Source organism: Psychrobacter sp. TB20-MNA-CIBAN-0197 (genome assembly GCF_040309765.1).
Classification (GTDB): domain Bacteria; phylum Pseudomonadota; class Gammaproteobacteria; order Pseudomonadales; family Moraxellaceae; genus Psychrobacter; species Psychrobacter submarinus.
The window spans coordinates 101260-117420 of the sequence record NZ_JBEOPC010000006.1; the positions used below are offsets into that span (position 1 = coordinate 101260).

The 16161-nt window shown below is 44.3% G+C and carries 15 protein-coding genes and 1 pseudogene; 4 read left to right on the forward strand and 12 right to left on the reverse strand.

Translation table 11 applies throughout. From position 1 onward, the window contains the following. Positions 1 to 304 precede the first annotated feature (304 nt). Entirely contained in the window at positions 305 to 2128 is a 1824-nt protein-coding gene (locus AAEY83_RS03230; protein ID WP_198013377.1) for an ABC transporter ATP-binding protein, read from the reverse strand. Between the two features lie 74 nt (positions 2129 to 2202). Further along, positions 2203 to 3438, reverse strand: coding sequence for a 2-methylaconitate cis-trans isomerase PrpF (gene prpF / locus AAEY83_RS03235; RefSeq protein WP_025646993.1), 1236 nt, complete (start codon positions 3436 to 3438; stop codon positions 2203 to 2205). A gap of 85 nt (positions 3439 to 3523) precedes the next feature. On the opposite strand from prpF, the gene AAEY83_RS03240 reads away from it, so the two are divergent. Continuing rightward, on the forward strand, positions 3524 to 3676 hold the full coding sequence (locus AAEY83_RS03240) for a hypothetical protein (protein ID WP_156923994.1): 153 nt from the start codon (positions 3524 to 3526) through the stop codon (positions 3674 to 3676). Between the two features lie 10 nt (positions 3677 to 3686). Here AAEY83_RS03240 and AAEY83_RS03245 read toward each other — a convergent pair whose 3' ends face one another. The 8 genes from AAEY83_RS03245 to AAEY83_RS03280 all read right to left on the reverse strand — a co-directional run bounded on the left by AAEY83_RS03245 (position 3687) and on the right by AAEY83_RS03280 (position 13126). Then, on the reverse strand, positions 3687 to 3947 hold the full coding sequence (locus AAEY83_RS03245) for a Txe/YoeB family addiction module toxin (RefSeq protein ID WP_025646994.1): 261 nt from the start codon (positions 3945 to 3947) through the stop codon (positions 3687 to 3689). Between the two features lie 20 nt (positions 3948 to 3967). Next, positions 3968 to 4279 carry a type II toxin-antitoxin system Phd/YefM family antitoxin gene (locus tag AAEY83_RS03250; RefSeq protein WP_025646995.1) on the reverse strand — a complete coding sequence of 104 codons (312 nt, stop codon included), beginning with the start codon at positions 4277 to 4279 and terminating at the stop codon, positions 3968 to 3970. A 151-nt stretch (positions 4280 to 4430) separates the two neighbouring features. Continuing rightward, complete coding sequence (acnD, locus tag AAEY83_RS03255; protein WP_025646996.1) at positions 4431 to 7085, reverse strand: Fe/S-dependent 2-methylisocitrate dehydratase AcnD; 2655 nt, start codon at positions 7083 to 7085, stop codon at positions 4431 to 4433. A gap of 273 nt (positions 7086 to 7358) precedes the next feature. Further along, positions 7359 to 8498, reverse strand: coding sequence for a bifunctional 2-methylcitrate synthase/citrate synthase (gene prpC / locus AAEY83_RS03260; RefSeq protein ID WP_025646997.1), 1140 nt, complete (start codon positions 8496 to 8498; stop codon positions 7359 to 7361). Between the two features lie 93 nt (positions 8499 to 8591). Next, positions 8592 to 9251 (reverse strand): DUF2059 domain-containing protein, encoded by a 660-nt coding sequence (locus AAEY83_RS03265; protein WP_025646998.1) that lies wholly within the window; start codon positions 9249 to 9251, stop codon positions 8592 to 8594. 36 nt (positions 9252 to 9287) lie between these two features. Next, on the reverse strand, positions 9288 to 10178 hold the full coding sequence (gene prpB, locus AAEY83_RS03270; RefSeq protein WP_025646999.1) for a methylisocitrate lyase: 891 nt from the start codon (positions 10176 to 10178) through the stop codon (positions 9288 to 9290). Positions 10179 to 10646: 468 nt separating this feature from the next. Next, positions 10647 to 11933, reverse strand: a complete 1287-nt coding sequence (locus AAEY83_RS03275; RefSeq protein ID WP_025647000.1) for an NRAMP family divalent metal transporter — start codon at positions 11931 to 11933, stop codon at positions 10647 to 10649. A 176-nt stretch (positions 11934 to 12109) separates the two neighbouring features. Further along, positions 12110 to 13126: a LysR family transcriptional regulator gene (locus tag AAEY83_RS03280; RefSeq protein ID WP_025647001.1), complete on the reverse strand. Its 1017-nt coding sequence runs from the start codon at positions 13124 to 13126 to the stop codon at positions 12110 to 12112. 110 nt (positions 13127 to 13236) lie between these two features. Between AAEY83_RS03280 and AAEY83_RS03285 the strand changes: the two genes are divergently transcribed. The 3 genes and pseudogenes from AAEY83_RS03285 (at position 13237) to AAEY83_RS03295 (ending at position 15129) form a co-directional block, all read left to right on the forward strand. Then, positions 13237 to 13743, forward strand: coding sequence for a hypothetical protein (locus tag AAEY83_RS03285; protein ID WP_025647002.1), 507 nt, complete (start codon positions 13237 to 13239; stop codon positions 13741 to 13743). A 41-nt stretch (positions 13744 to 13784) separates the two neighbouring features. Then, positions 13785 to 13847, forward strand: a pseudogene (locus AAEY83_RS19125) (urease accessory protein UreG); the annotation flags it as partial. Between the two features lie 250 nt (positions 13848 to 14097). Next, positions 14098 to 15129 carry a virulence RhuM family protein/type II toxin-antitoxin system death-on-curing family toxin gene (locus AAEY83_RS03295; RefSeq protein ID WP_051397509.1) on the forward strand — a complete coding sequence of 344 codons (1032 nt, stop codon included), beginning with the start codon at positions 14098 to 14100 and terminating at the stop codon, positions 15127 to 15129. A 499-nt stretch (positions 15130 to 15628) separates the two neighbouring features. Here the strand turns inward: AAEY83_RS03295 and AAEY83_RS03300 are convergent, their stop codons facing one another. After that, complete coding sequence (locus AAEY83_RS03300) at positions 15629 to 15913, reverse strand: LysR substrate-binding domain-containing protein (RefSeq protein ID WP_025647004.1); 285 nt, start codon at positions 15911 to 15913, stop codon at positions 15629 to 15631. A 50-nt stretch (positions 15914 to 15963) separates the two neighbouring features. Then, on the reverse strand, positions 15964 to 16161 hold a 198-nt coding region (locus AAEY83_RS03305), incomplete at its 5' end, for an IS3 family transposase (protein ID WP_351058467.1).

Below are 16161 nucleotides of genomic sequence, written 5' to 3' on the forward strand. Positions count from 1 at the left end.
GGGCGTGTTGAACATTCACAAATAGGCACTGCTGATCGCTAAAATTGTTTCAGACAAGGCGCAAAGCGACGATAATGCAGATGCCTTAGCTAGATTTGCAACGCAGTATGGAACAATTTTAGCATCAGCCGTAGGGACAGGACTCTTTTTTGTCGCTTCATTGGTAAAAAATAGACGCTTAGAGCGACTAAACTTACTATTTTTACCTTCGAATCGTCTAAAAAACAGTCTCTGTCAGTGCCATGGTTGAATGTTCAACACGCCCTATTATTAAAACGTACTTTTTGCAATAATCTATAAGACATTAACCCTGAATCGTCTGACTGATCTTATCTAGATTTAAACTATCGGACATGGCACTAAAGATCTCGTAATACTTACCGCCTTTATCATAGAGCATTTCATGGGTACCCGTCTCAACCACTTGACCATTTTCTATTACTACCAAATCATCAGCGTCAATGATCTGCGCGATGTTATGCGAGACCATAATTACCGTTCTATCTTTTTTGATAAGATCTAAGCTTTTTTTGACCTGTTGACTGGCGATGGCATCGAGGCTCGCCGTTGGCTCATCCAAAAATACAATTGGTGGATCTTTTAAGAACATACGTGCTAGCGCAATACGCTGCTGCTGACCGCCCGATAGCGATTTGGCCGTACTCTCGTAACCGTCTGCTAATTGCATCACTTGCTCATGAATCGAAGCCTTTTTTGCTGCGACTATAATGTCATCCATAGTCGCATTCATATTGCCATAACGGATGTTTTCACTAATAGTGCCTGAGAAGATATGATTGCTTTGTAATACCAGACCGATATTCTGACGTAAGTCATGAGTATCGCAGTCTTTTAAATTATGACCATCTAAGCAAATCATACCAGCATCTGGCTCATAAAATTTGACCAATAGATTGATAATGGTGCTCTTGCCCGCGCCGCTAAGCCCAACAAGCGCGGTGATACGGTTAGGGCGAATCTCAAAGCTGACATCTTTTAGCGCTTGGGTACCGTTGGGATAAGTAAAGTCGACGTTTTTTAACTCGATATGGCCCTTTAGATCTTTGCTACTGATGCCACCTATATTTTCAACTTGGCTTTCATCTTCTAAGATATCAAAAAAGCCTTCAGCATAAGTCAAAGCATTATTAATCTGATCATAGATACGGTGCAGCTGGCGAATAGGGGCGGCGACGTTTTGAAATAGCATAACGTGAAATAAAATCATGCCAATGGTCATTTGACCCTGCAACACAAAATAAGACGTCAGTAAAATAATGACCACCACGCCGATTTGTTCAATAAAGGTTTTCACCGCGTCATAGATAAAGCCAATACTGCGAATACGCAGCTGATTATCGGTCATCTCTTTTTGAATCTTTAGATGCTTTTGCGCTTCAATAGGCTCGCGGACAAAGGATTTGACCACACTAATTGAGTTGATAAGCGAGATAACCAGTCCGCTTTTGGCTTCGCGAAAGCCGCGCATTTGCCGACGAAACCCTTGCAGACGTCTTGCTTGTTTTTGACTAATAAAAAAGTAAATCGGAATAATAAACAGCCCAACCAGACCAATCCAAAAGTTGGTCGAGAACATAATAATAAGCGAGACAATGGCACTGGCAAACAGCGGTAGCATATCGATAAAGAAGTTTTGCACCAAACTTGTTAGGCTACTAACCCCATAATCAATACGAGTTTGTAGTTTACCGCTATCGTTTTCACTACTGGTATAAAACGCCATGCGATAAGTCAAAATACGCTCGATAATCTTTTGTGATAAATCCCGCGAGAGATTGATGCGAATCTTCTCGCCAAAAAAACGCTGACCGAAAGAGATAAATATCGACAGTATCTCTTTGGTCAGTAGTACCGCACTGATAATGCCAAGCATACGCAGACCTGCCTGCCATGGCTCGGCAAGCGTGGCAATCTCAGTCAAAGTATCGACAGCATAACGCAACACAAAAGCATTGACCTGCGCGGTAAAGGAACCAAGTACGGTCAAGATCAGCGTGGCAATGATTAAAAGCTTATAAGGCGCGGCAAACACCGCCAGCTTTTTGAGGATATTCCACAATAAAGCGCGCCGCTCAGTCTTTTTGACTGGCGGCTTTTTGTCTAACATCACGCGGCGAAACTGGGGAGAGGTTGGCATATAGGTGTCGCTCTATGCTTTATTTAACAGTAGTCTGTAGCCTATCAAAACGCATCCGCTGGCACAAAAACCTCACCAACGATGATACGCCTTGCTGAACGACTCATCGACACTTTTTTGGCTTGCCAGCGCCCATCAACCAGTTCGGTTTTTCCACCGACGAGCAATGTCCCTGATGGATGACCAAAACGCACCTCGGACAGCTCGCTACCGCCAGCCGCCTCATTGACCAATGTCCCTTGCGTGGTGGCCGCTGCCGCAATGGCTACCGCTGCGGTACCCATCATCGCATGATGCAGCTGCCCCATACTCATCGCGCGTACCACTAAATCGATATCATTTGCCTTAACTTCTTTGCCACTAGACGCGGTATAACTTTGCGCAGGAGCGACCCACGCAATTTTGGGAATATGTTGGCTCGCTTGTGCCTCACTCTCATCTTTAAACAATCCCATCGCCACGCCGCCACGCGCACGTATTTTTTCCAACTTGGCTAATAGTGCTTCATTACTATTAATATCGCCTTGTAATTCTGTACCGCTAAAGCCTAGGTCTTCTGCCTTCATAAAGATAGTTGGGATGCCGGCGCTGATAAAGGTCGCTTTGACGCTGTCCTTATCGAGGCCACAACCAGAGACATCAAAGTCATCGACGAGGTTGTTGGTCGGGAACATATCACTGGATGAGTCAACCGGATCGATAAATTCAATTTTGACCTCAGCGGCAGGGAAGGTCACGCCATCAAGCTCAAAGTCGCCGGTTTCTTGTACTTGCACCTTGCCATCTGCGTCTTTGTATATAGGCACATGAGCAATGATGGTCTTGCCAATATTTTCTTGCCAAATACGCACTTCACAAATCCCGCTTTCAGCATTGTCATCGATACTATTAGCAATTTTGTCGGCATCAACTAGACCCATATTAATGGCACAGGCACCGACAGCTGCAGTTAAGTTACCGCAGTTACCTGCCCAATCAATCATGGGCTTTGCGATATTAACTTGTCCAAATAGATAATTAACGTCATGATCAGCTTGTTTTGCTTCAGACAAAATCACCGTTTTTGACGTACTAGAGCTACCATTACCTAAGCCGTCGATTTGCTTGCCATAAGGATCTGGGCTGCCGATAACACGTAGTAAGAAATTATCACGCGGCGAGCCTGCAACTTGGCAACGCTCAGGTAAGTCGGATAATTTAAAAAACGTGCCTTTTGAAGTGCCGCCGCGCATATAGGTGGCAGGGACGGAGATTTGCGGGGCGAATTTTGGTTTGGTCATTTTTGAGAGTCCTTTATATATTTATGACTTGTTTATAGTTTTAGGTAGTATAGAGTGATCAAGACTAATTGAAATAGAGGTTGTTATGAATTTAGGAAAAGAACAAAGTGATAATTCGGCAAAAATTAATCAGATAATGCAAGATAACCCTGATTTGTCTTATGAGTTCATACGTCAATTATTAATCGCTCAAACAGAGATTGAAATAGGTCAGGTTACACCTTTTAAGTTTGGATAGATTTAAAAAGTTAATAATGATAGCGACAAGAAATAATAGTCAGATAGTTATCATCAACTGCGTATACTAGACGGTTAGAATCATCGATACGCCTAGACCAAAATCCTGATAGATTTTCTTTTAAAGGTTCGGGCTTGCCGATGCCCTCAAATGGATTGCGTTTACACTCTGTGATTAACTTATTGATGCGTTTAAGGGTTTTTTTATCTTGCGTTTGCCAATATAGATAATCTTTCCAAGCGGCATCCGTCCATGCTAGCTGTTCATTCATAGCTTTTACTCGCAGTAGTATTAAGCATCTTCAGCATCGGTTTCATCGCTTGAATAACTATCAGCGTCCTCCACATCTTCATTATCTATTAAATCACGCACTGCCGTCTTGCCAGCTTGATACTGCGCAATTGATTTTGCTAAGTGAGCTGCATTAGCAGGAGATTTCAATAAATAGACGGTTTCCATCAAGCTGTTGTAGTAATCAAGGGACATGACCACAGCATCATCTGCATCACGGCGAGTCACTATAGTGGCATTGGCATCGTCATTAACGGTGTCTAAAACCGACTTTAAATGCTTTCTCGCTTCTGAAAAACTAATTACTCTCATGATAAACTCCAATAGTTGTACTATTTATTGTACATGTTACGCTATTTATAAAAGTATATCAATAATTACAAAAAAACCGATGCCATATAGACACTCTATACAACATCGGTTATTTATAACTTACAAGCTAAACCTTAAACGCTCAAAACGCTTAGGCCACTTCACCCGCTAAGAACTCTTTGGCAAAGCGCTGCAGCATACCGCCAGAGTTATACATTTTCACTTCATCAGCGGTATCTAAACGGCAGATAACGGGCGCTTTATCGACTGTGCCGTCTTTGCGATGAATCACCAGTGTCATCTCGCCGCCCGCCGATACTTCACCTTCGAGATCAAACACTTCGCTGCCATCGATATTTAGCGTCTCACGGTTGGTGCCTTGTTTGAACTGTACAGGAAGAGCGCCCATACCGACGAGGTTTTGACGATGAATACGCTCAAAATCTTCGGCGACGACGACTTCCACACCAGCAAGACGCACGCCCTTGGCAGCCCAGTCACGGCTTGAGCCTTGACCATAGCCATCACCTGCGATGATGATCAGCGGTTGGTCACGATTCATATACGTCTCGATCGCCTCCCACATACGCATGACTTGACCTTCTGGCTCTACGCGAGCGAGTGACCCTTGAATGACGTTGCCGTCTTCGTCACGTACCATCTCATTGAGCAGTTTTGGATTGGCAAAAGTGGCACGCTGCGCGGTTAAGTGATCGCCGCGGTGCGTGGCGTATGAGTTATAGTCTTCCGCTGGCAGACCCATAGTATCGAGATACTCGCCAGCCGCAGAGTCGCCCATAATCGCATTAGATGGTGACATATGGTCGGTGGTGATGTTGTCACCAAGTACCGCTAGTGGACGTAAGCCTTTAAGACGGTTCATCGCCGCCATCTTGCCTTCCCAATAAGGCGGACGGCGGATATAAGTGCTCATCTCACGCCAGTCGTACTGAGGATCGATGACCGATGCTTCATTACGACCTGCCTGTGCTTTGGCTTCATCAAACATTGGGATATAGACGGCATTATACTGCTCAGGTTTGACAGCTTTAGCCACGATAGCATCGACTTCGCTATCCTCAAACCAGATGTCTTTTAGATATACATCGTTGCCATCTTGGTCTTTGCCGAGTGAGTCTTTTTCGATATCAAAACGGATATTACCAGCGATAGCATACGCCACAACCAAAGGCGGCGAGGCGAGGAACGCTTGCTTGGCATACGGATGGATACGACCATCAAAGTTACGGTTACCTGATAATACGGCGGTACTAAACAAATCGCGCTCGATGATCTCTTGCTCGATCTCTGGGTCGAGCGCACCGCTCATACCATTACAAGTGGTACAAGCAAAGGCAACCACATCAAAACCCAGTTTTTGTAGCTCGGGCAATAGGTTGGCTTCTTCTAAATACAGCTTAACGGCTTTTGAGCCTGGCGCGAGTGACGACTTGACCCAAGGCTTACGAATAAGGCCTTTTTCCACGGCGTTACGGGCGACGATACCAGCGGCCACCATGTTGCGCGGGTTTGAGGTGTTAGTACAGCTAGTAATAGCAGCGATAATGACTGCGCCATCTGGCATCTGGCCATCTTTTGGTTCTGGTAGTTTTTCATTTTCACCGTGGGCGATGCCTTCCTTGACAAGGTCTGTCGTTGACACACGCGCATGGGGACGTGAAGGACCAGCGATATTACGCACCACTTTTGATAAATCAAAATGCAGCACACGATCATATTCAGCATCTTTTAGGCCATCAGCCCAGAGGCCAACTTGTTTGGCATAAGCTTCAACGATTTTAATTTGCTGCTCTGAGCGTCCGGTGAGACGCAGATAATCAATGGTTTGCTCATCGATAGAGAACATCGCAGCAGTAGCGCCATATTCAGGGGTCATATTAGAGATGGAGGCGCGATCACCAACCGTTAGGTTTCGTGCACCTTCACCAAAGAACTCTAAATAAGATGACACCACGCCCTCAGTGCGTAAAAACTCGGTCATCGCCAGTACTAAATCGGTACCAGTGATGCCTTCTTGTAGTTTACCTGTCAGCTCGACACCGATGATATCTGGCAAGCGCATGTATGAGGGATTGCCCAACATCACGCTTTCGGCCTCTAGCCCGCCGACACCGATAGAGATAACGCCAAGCGCATCGACCATCGGGGTGTGACTATCGGTACCGACCAAGGTATCAGGGAATGTGATGGCATCGCCGTCTTGATCCGCGACCACTTGTACCACTGGCGACATTTTCTCTAAGTTGATTTGGTGCATGATGCCGTTACCAGGCGGTACGACGTTGACGTTATCAAAGGCGTATTGACACCAGTTGATAAAGTGAAAACGGTCTTCGTTACGGCGCTCTTCGATGGCGCGGTTTTTCTCAAAAGCGTTTTCTTCAAAGCCTGCGTGCTCAACCGCTAGCGAGTGATCGACGATCAATTGTGTCGGTACGATGGGGTTCACTTTGGCAGGATCACCGCCTTCCGCTGCGATAGCATCACGCAGTCCTGCAAGATCAACAAACGCAGTCTGCCCTAAGATGTCGTGGCAAACCACGCGGGCAGGATACCATGGGAAATCAACCTCTTGCTTACGGTAGATATGCTGTGACAGTGCTTCGGTCAAATCCTCAGGCGGGCAGCGGCGCACGAGGTTTTCGCATAATACCTTTGAGCTAAACGGCAGTTTGGCATAAGCGCCTGGCTCAATCTCATTAACTGCTTGCTCGACATCGAAATAGTGCAGGTCAGTACTGCTTCCATCCAAAGCTGGTAATGGTTTTTTATACTCATTATTCATGGTTTGCGGATTAACTTGCGTTAAAGGCTGCTTGCTATCATCGCTCATGGCGGGCTTTCCTTTATAAGTGAGATGGGTTGAGAGTAGGTATAAAAAATAATTTACTTAGCAAAAATTATTCCTGTGACAGGATTCAATTAACATAAACTTTGCTAAATAAAGGGTAGGAAAAATTGAATTGAAATAAGTTGTAGGGTGCGCTAATCAGATCGGTGGGTTACGCTTTGCTAACCCACCTTACAAACCTATTCTTTAAAATAAACGCTATACAGATTAACGAGCGTTGATATCAGGCACTGGACGCAGCTCTTCACCGGTATATTCCGCGCTTGGGCGAATAATACGGTTATTCGCGCGCTGTTCAAAGACATGAGACGCCCAGCCAGTTAGGCGCGAGCACACAAAGATCGGTGTGAATAATTTAGTTGGGATACCCATGAAGTGATAAGCAGACGCATGGAAAAAATCAGCATTACAGAATAGTTTTTTCTCGCGCCACATCACTTCTTCACAGCGTACCGATACGGGATACAATACCGTATCGCCAACATCAGCAGCTAGTTTCTCAGCCCAGCCTTTGATGACCACGTTACGCGGATCAGACTCGCTGTAGATCGCATGACCAAAGCCCATAATCTTATCTTTACGCTCGAGCATCGCCATCATCTCTTTCTCGGCTTCATCAGGTGAGCTAAAGCCCTCGATCATATCCATCGCTGCTTCATTCGCGCCGCCATGCAGATGACCACGTAGTGAGCCAATCGCGCCGGTAATACAAGAGTGAATATCAGATAGAGTTGAGGCGCAAACGCGAGCAGTAAAGGTGGACGCGTTGAACTCGTGCTCAGCATAAAGAATAAGCGAGACGTTCATCACCTTAGTATGCAGCTCGTTTGGTTTTTCACCCTTAAGCAGATGCAGGAAGTGACCGCCGATTGTATCGTCATCAGTTTCCGTTTCGATACGCTCATTGTCGTGCGTGAAACGGTACCAGTAGTTAATGATAGATGGGAACACCGCCAGCATGCGATCGGTTTTATCATTTTGCTGCTCAAAGTCGGTTTCCATCTCAAGGTTACCGAGCATCGAGCAGCCAGTACGCAGCACATCCATCGGGTGCGCGTCCTTTGGAATGCGCTCAAGCACATCTTTTAGCGGCTGCGGCAGGCCACGAAGTTTTTTGAGTTTGGCCTGATAGTCATCAAGCTCGCTTTGAGTCGGCAAATTGCCATAAAGTAGTAGATAGGCGACCTCTTCAAAGACACACTTATCTGCAAGCTCTGAGACATCATAACCGCGATACGTCAGGCCAGAACCTGACTTACCAACGGTTGAGAGCGCTGTCTTGCCTGCGACTTGACCGCGTAGACCTGCGCCTGATAATACTTTTCCAGATTGGTTTTGTGCTGCCATGATTAAATTCCTTTTGGTGGCTTTGGGGGTTGAACTTGATAACTAAATAAAAAATTATACTCATAAAATAAACGAATTTGCTTCACTAAAAACTTATAGCTCTATATCGATGTTACAACGCTTAAATTCGGCGTTAATAGGGGCGTTTATTACTTCCATGGCACTGCCAGCGCCCTCAGCATTATTGACTTCCATATACTTAACGCCTAGTGGCGACTCCATAAAGGCCTGAATCTCAGCCATCTCTTCAGGAGTAGGATCAGGCATAGGTTCAGCGACCTGTTGGCCATTCATAATTAGGAGCTGCTCATTACCGAAGTCTAGTAGCTTTTGACCGACATCTGAAGCATAAAACTCGTTTAATGACGCAAGCTCAGCATCGCTAAATTTGCTTTTATAAAAGGCATCGACCTCCGACTTACCCAAATCTTTATCTCGAGCTTCAAGACAGCTGACTTGCTCTTGGCTCAGCTCACCATTGGTAAGTAGCGGTACAAATAACATCTGATCGACGGTATCTAGCGTTATCGTCGTCATGACCAGCTCATCTGAATCAGCGCTAGCACTAGCACTAGAATTAGTATCGACATCCTCACTAGCGACGACGGCCGTATCGTTGACCGTATCGACGCCTTCCACCGTCTCAGTGGTAGCAGTATCATTACAGCCGGTCATAAATACCGCAGCAGCTAAAGCGCAGCCTAATGAGACTTTGGATAAGATTTGCTTATTAATATGAATAACAACTGACATAGAGACCCTAAAGTTTGGTGAGTATCAACAGCTATATTACTTATTATCAGCAAACAATTTATCTAGTGTTTGCTCAAACTCATGATAATTCAAAAAGTCGTATAGCTCCATGCGTGTCTGCATTGTATCGACAACCTGTTCTTGCGTGCCATCGTCCAATAGGTGCTGATAGACATTGAGCGCCGCTTTATTCATCGCTCGAAATGCCGATAAAGGATAGAGCACCATATCGACACCGACACCGTACAGCTGCTCGGTGGTATATAGATCGGTTTGACCAAACTCTGTCATATTGGCAAGGACAGGAATGTCTAATACATCGGTAAACTTACGATACATCTCGATATCGGTCAAGGCTTCGGCGAAAATCATATCCGCGCCAGCCTCAGCGAAGGCAACGGCGCGCTCTACTGCGGCGTCCAAACCTTCGACTGATAAGGCATCGGTACGCGCCATCACCACAAAGTCAGGATCGGTCTTGGCATCCATAGCGGCCTTTAGACGATCGACCATCTCTGAGATGCTGACAATCTCCTTGTTCGGGCGGTGACCGCAGCGCTTTTGCGCGACTTGATCTTCGATATGTACCGCTGCCACACCTGCTTTTTCCATCTTTTTGATGGTTTGCGAGATATTAAAGGCCCCGCCAAAACCGGTATCGATGTCTACTAAGAGCGGCGTGTCAACAGCATCAGTGATACGGCGCGCGTCTTCTAGTACATTGTCAAGGCTGGTCATGCCCAAATCGGGCAGGCCAAAAGAGGCATTCGCCACGCCAGCCCCAGAGAGATAAATAGCCTTATGACCGACTTGGGTGGCCATCATGGCAGTGTAAGCATTGATAGTACCAGCGATTTGTAAAGGCAGGTCATTGGCGTTTTGTTGTTGCATTGCACTACGAAAGCGTGCGCCAGCTGATGAGCTCATGTGAGAATCCTTGCATAAAAGAGATGATTTAACGTAAGCAGTCTGAATATTAAGGGTTAAATATAAGTGTGCGATATGATTTATTGCTTAAGAGTACACTCAATCACTGATATTGCAAAGTGAGAAATACAGTAGGTAGTTAAATTATAATGAAATAATAATTTATAATAATTAAAACTATTTATTTTTTGAATAATTATATTCATATTATTACCAATTACCTCATTATAGTATTCAAGTTACTTTGCAAGATGGATTAATCGAACGCTCCAATGTTACATTTAGTTACAATTATATCGATACTGTCAATGTGGTTTTTATACTGCGAGATAAGCTATCGCTAGTACTTTCCATAGTCAGCAAAAAAGCCCTCATAGCGAAGCTAAGAGGGCTTTAAGTAGTAGGGCTTTAGATAGTAACGTAGAATCGTAAACAATAATTAGCACTTTATCTCATAGTGAGAAGAGACTAACCGAGCAGACCAAACAGATTAGCCAAGAATAGGAGCGCAAAGCCGCCAAGGAACAGTAAACCGGCAATTGATAAAGCATTCATGCCAGCGGAGAGCTTTTGATGTTTACGCACTAAAGAGTAGTTCAGCCAACCAAAGATAGGCGCAGAGACAAACGCGGATATCATGGCAAACTTAAGCATTGCGCCAAGCTGACCCGTAAAAAAGGTAATAATCACCAAGCCGCCGCCGATAGCATAAGTGGTCCAAAAGGCGACTTGTTTTTTACTGATCTCGCTTTGACCTTTAAGCAGTCGCCAACATTCAGCATTGGCACGGCCATAGCCATCAGCGCAAGTAATCGTCGTGCCAAACATACACATGAAGGCGACAAAAGCGACTAATAAACGCGACCACTCACCAATAGTGTTGGTATACATACTGATCAGCTGACCGATATAAGCGCCGCCAACCAGCTCAATCTCTTGACCAGAGCCATATTGTACAAAGACACCTAACGATAAAAAGAATAAAGCCAAAATCGCCGAAACCGCATAGCCCACATTGAAGTCCAATAGGCCTTGACGATGGGTGGTGTGTTCCGTCTTTCTTTTCGCTGAGGTCCACATTGAGGTAATAGCGGCAAACTCTAATGGCGCTGGCATCCAGCCCATAAGCGCGACGATAAAACCTAGAGTCGCTAGATTCCAAGGCGAAGCGGCAACGAAGTCAGCAGTCATTACCGTAGGCTTACCAGCAGCGATAAGTACGGCAACGACTGTAGCTGCGGTCAGCGCAATCATAATCCACTTGGTCACGCCATCGAGCAACTTGTAATGACCAGCAATCAAAAATAACCACGAGACTGCGACGATAATGAGCGACAAGCTAATTGTTGAGAGCCCAATTGAGGCAGGCAGCATAAATCCTAAAATCACCGCGGCTATCAAAGACACCGCACCGGTACTAATGATGGCGGATAAGATTGAGAGGATAAAGTAGATCCAAAGATAGGCTTTTGAGCGCTTGGCATAGCCTGCTATCAGACTCTCGCCGGTATCGTAGACATAGTCAGTGCCGAAGCGAAAAAACGGATACTTAAAGACATTAGCTAAGACAATCATGATCGCCAACTGCCAGCCATATAGCGCGCCTGCCTGCGTCGATGAGATCAGATGCGAGCCGCCGATAGCCGCTGTCGCCATCAATATACCTGGACCAAAAATGCGCCAACTAAAACCTGCAGGCGCGTGGCCATCATTTTGGCTATTTATATCCGGGTCATTTATTCGTTGTGTGGTCATAGATACCTCAGTTTACATCAGGCGAGCTATCACTGACCTGTGATAGCTCGCCCACAAAGTTAAAATGATCATTATTAAAAATAGCGGAAGAGAATATAGCGCTCTTAATGGTGCGAAAATTTTTTGGTGACTTTAGCACACCTAGTAGGTTTGCGAATAATAACTATTAGCTTACCTTAGACAAACTGCTGACGCCGATAAGTGATACCGCGCTGCTCGTAGATCTCATAGATAGCAGTGAGTAGGTCATTTACTTTTGGGTGAATAAAGTCTTTTAGCGTATGTAAGTAAATAGGGGAGGTGACGTTTTCATGGATCAAGCGCTGATAGCTGATCTGTTTAGTGCGCATCACTTGTAGGCTTGCAGGCACTAAGGTGATACCTTCTCCTGCAGCGACAAGGCCAAGTGCCACTTGTAGATCACTCACTTTACTGGTTCTAAGCGGGGTAATTCCGTGCTGGGCAAATAAGTATAGTAAAGGCTCAGTAACTGAATCCGTAACCGAGGCTGCCTCGGGTTTGGGGGTCTGTTTTGTACGTTTATCTCGAGCGCTCGTACTCATATCAGCAGCAATAGAGTCAGTATTAATAAGGCCAGGCAGGTGAGTTTGATGATAAAGAATCAAGCGACTATTGGCCAAATCCAGTAAGCGCTGTTCTTTGACATCAGCTAGCGGATGCGCTTTTGGCAGTGCGACAAGGTAGCGCTCATGGCGCAGTAGTATTTGCTGTATCCACGGATCTTGATGAGCAAAGCGCCCAAAACCCACATCAATCTCACCAGACTTCAGTGCCTCTATCTGCTGATAAGAGCTAATGTCCTTGAGATTAACCTCAATATCAGCGTTTTGCTGCTTAAAGGTTGCAATGACCTCAGGCAATAGGCCATAAAGCACAGAAGGTACAAAGCCTATATTCAAGCCTTTACTAGGAGCAGACAGGCGCTGGGTCATATGCGTAATGGCATCAAGCTCTGTCAACAAAGCATCTATCTTGTCATAGAAAAATAAACCTGCAGTCGTTAGCTGCAGCGGTCTGTGGTAGCGATCAATTAAGTCGACATTCATATCTGTCTCTAGCTGCTTAAGTAATCGGCTAAGACTTGGTTGCGATATTCCGGTGACTTTTGCAGCCGCACTAAAGCTTCGTAACTCAGCAATGGCAATAAACGCCTTAAGCTGTTTTAAATCCATGAAAACTCCTTTAAAACTCTATATTCGTAAATACAAATGCTGCATCACAGACGGTAGTATACCGTGACAGCGCTTATTAGATTTTAATATTACAAACACCTGCTTTATTATTGCAGCAAACCCAAAACCACCCTAACGACACGACTAAAAAGGGCGTTAAGGTAAAAATTATTGCTGCTGGGGTCGTTTTAATTTTGTTGGTCGTGATTGCCGGTATTTTTAGTTTAATGACCAGCAATAGCTCATCGACTAGCGAAAATATAGCGGCCGCTGAGGATCAACCCTCTATTAAACAGAGCGTTGCCGATAACCATGCTACTGTGACACCCTCTAGCAGCTCAGACGAAGATAACCAAGTAATCCTGCCAGAGCAAAAGACTGAGCTGGCTAGTGATGCTGATGAAAGTGAGAGCTCGAACGCTACTGCTGTCCAAAACGCTACTGCTAGTATTGATAGTGAAGAGGACAAAGGTCCGTCAGTCACTAAGCCGCCATTAACACCCAAACAAGAGGTAGCTGAAGGGCAAGTTTTGCAGAATGAGGAGTCCGCTAGCGTCAGCTATGAAGACTTTACCAAGGAAGCACAAACTACCTTGTATCGGGAGAGTGATTACTAATAGAGCTCGTTTAGATAGATTAGTGGTATAATGCCTCAATGAACTTAGCGGCGACTTTTAGCCCTGAGCTATCAGATTTGACCATCTACGTCATTGACGTGGCAGAGATCATTGAGTTTATTATAGAGCGTGGCATGTTGGCAGATTGTCGTCAAGGGCGACAGATACCGTCTAAGCCATCATATTTTTAATAGTTTGTGTTGATATAAAAAAAGACTACAGCTTAGCGTTGTGGTCTTTTTTTTATATGTCATAGTGCTGACTCAATTTAAAACTGATACTGTGTGGTTAGAATGCATATTAATAGCTTAAAGCCTGCCTAATTCATAGAGCCTTATCTTGAAAGGGATAACAATGACAACCAACGATCGCATAGATAACAGTAATATAGATAATAACCAAGCAAAGATAGAGATCTACCAAGCAGCTGATGGACAATCTGCAATAGAGATTCGTTTAGAGAATGATACTTTATGGCTTTCACAAGCTCAATTAGCAGCGTTGTTTGGAAAAGATACGGATACTATCAGTCTGCACCTAAAAAACATCTATAACGAAGGCGAGCTTAACCAAGAAGCAACTACCGAGGAATCCTCGGTAGTTCGACAAGAAGGTAAGCGTCAAGTACGTCGAAAAATTCGCTTTTATAATCTAGATGCGATTATCTCTGTAGGTTATCGTGTTAACTCGAAAAAAGGCACTCAGTTTCGTATTTGGGCCACTCAGCGTCTGCGTGAATATTTAGTGCAAGGTTACACGCTAAACAAACAAAGGTTTGATAAAAACTCTAGTGAATTACAACAAGCATTGGCTTTAATTAAAAAAACCGCCCAAAGTCCTGAATTAAAGACGGATGAAGGGCGCGGACTGATCGAAATCATCAGCCGTTATACTCAGACCTTTTTATGGCTACAGCGCTATGATGAGGGCTTATTAGACGATCCAGCAGGGCAGGCGGGTGGCGTCTTGCCAACCACTCACGAGGCCATGACAGCATTAAATGATCTAAAGGCTCAGCTGATATCTCGTGGTGAAGCCACTGAATTATTTGCTAGACCTCGTGGTGACGGTTTAGATAGTGTGCTAGCTAACTTGCAGCAAACGGTATTTAGCGAACCTGCGTATCCAACGATTGAAAGCAAAGCGGCGCACTTATTGTATTTTATGGTCAAAAACCATCCTTTTACCGATGGTAATAAGCGCAGCGGCGCTTTTTTGTTCGTTGATTTTTTGCATCGTAATGGTAGGTTGCTCAACGATGAAGGCGATATGGTCATCAATAATACCGGGCTTGCGGCTTTAACCTTGCTAGTAGCAGAGTCGAATCCCGATCAAAAAGAGACACTGATAAAGCTGATTATGAACATGTTATCGCTTGAGGGCTAAAAAATCGACTAAGCCTAGAGCAAAATAAGCACTGCCTTAAATACTAAAGTAGCATGATTTAATTGAGCGGTGACGCTGCTGTGAAAACGTCACAAAGTTATTTTTACGAATCTATCCAAATTATTTATTCATCAAGGGTAGAGTCATATTATTTAGTGATGATAGGAACTATGGTAGATTGATGAGCTTTAAGAGCTATTCAAGAATAATAAGTTAAATACTAGACTGAGCCGCGCTCTAATACAGTTTATTTAACTTATGTTTACCTAGAGTTCAGTTCACTAATAGTAATATAAAAAATATGTACTTAAATCAATAACTTAAATATATTTTTTTAAATATAAAAAAAGTAAGTTCATGAACTAATGGTTTTATATTGTTTTTGAACCTATTTTCACATGAATCTTGAAACATAGTTCATGAACCTGGTAAGTAAGTCTTATATTAAAAGGCAAGGTACTTTAATATAAGCATCCGTTTGCCCTATATTAATTTGATATCAACGTAATGCGTCGATTAAAAGTCTAAACAGTAGCGAAGACTCTCGTCGAGCAGGATAATACATATAGTAACCTGAATAACTTATATCCCAGTCCTCTAGTATTGTCACAAGCTCACCATTGATCAACTCTGATTCAACCATTGCTTTGGGTAACCAAGTAATACCCAACCCGTCTAAAGCAGCCTTGACTTTGAGTCTGGCATGACTCACAACCATGACAAATTCAGGTTTGAGATTCATCACCTCATTGTTTTTTTCTAAATTTTTAAATTCCCACGCCATGATCTGACCCCTGCCGTCAAATCCGTACACATAAACTTGGGAGATTTTAATTACGCAGCCTGACGATAATAATCAAACCACACCTGTCTTGGCGATTGATAGCCCAAACCCTTTTGAATCCTCGTCTGATTGTAGTACAGCTCGATATAACTGATAATATCATTGATGGCTGTGAACCTTGTTTTATAGTCTTGATGATATACCAGCTCATTCTTTAATGTGCCCCAGAAGCTTTCTATCGGAGCGTT

Coding starts and splice junctions, on each gene's coding strand:
- AAEY83_RS03300 (WP_025647004.1), bottom strand. CDS start 15,913: ATGGCGTGGGAATTTAAAAATTTAGAAAAAAACAATGAGGTGATGAAT.
- AAEY83_RS03230 (WP_198013377.1), bottom strand. CDS start 2,128: ATGTTAGACAAAAAGCCGCCAGTCAAAAAGACTGAGCGGCGCGCTTTA.
- AAEY83_RS03245 (WP_025646994.1), bottom strand. CDS start 3,947: ATGAATGAACAGCTAGCATGGACGGATGCCGCTTGGAAAGATTATCTA.
- AAEY83_RS03280 (WP_025647001.1), bottom strand. CDS start 13,126: ATGGATTTAAAACAGCTTAAGGCGTTTATTGCCATTGCTGAGTTACGA.
- AAEY83_RS03240 (WP_156923994.1), top strand. CDS start 3,524: ATGAATTTAGGAAAAGAACAAAGTGATAATTCGGCAAAAATTAATCAG.
- acnD (WP_025646996.1), bottom strand. CDS start 7,085: ATGAATAATGAGTATAAAAAACCATTACCAGCTTTGGATGGAAGCAGT.
- AAEY83_RS03295 (WP_051397509.1), top strand. CDS start 14,098: ATGACAACCAACGATCGCATAGATAACAGTAATATAGATAATAACCAA.
- prpF (WP_025646993.1), bottom strand. CDS start 3,438: ATGACCAAACCAAAATTCGCCCCGCAAATCTCCGTCCCTGCCACCTAT.
- AAEY83_RS03265 (WP_025646998.1), bottom strand. CDS start 9,251: ATGTCAGTTGTTATTCATATTAATAAGCAAATCTTATCCAAAGTCTCA.
- prpC (WP_025646997.1), bottom strand. CDS start 8,498: ATGGCAGCACAAAACCAATCTGGAAAAGTATTATCAGGCGCAGGTCTA.
- prpB (WP_025646999.1), bottom strand. CDS start 10,178: ATGAGCTCATCAGCTGGCGCACGCTTTCGTAGTGCAATGCAACAACAA.
- AAEY83_RS03250 (WP_025646995.1), bottom strand. CDS start 4,279: ATGAGAGTAATTAGTTTTTCAGAAGCGAGAAAGCATTTAAAGTCGGTT.
- AAEY83_RS03275 (WP_025647000.1), bottom strand. CDS start 11,933: ATGACCACACAACGAATAAATGACCCGGATATAAATAGCCAAAATGAT.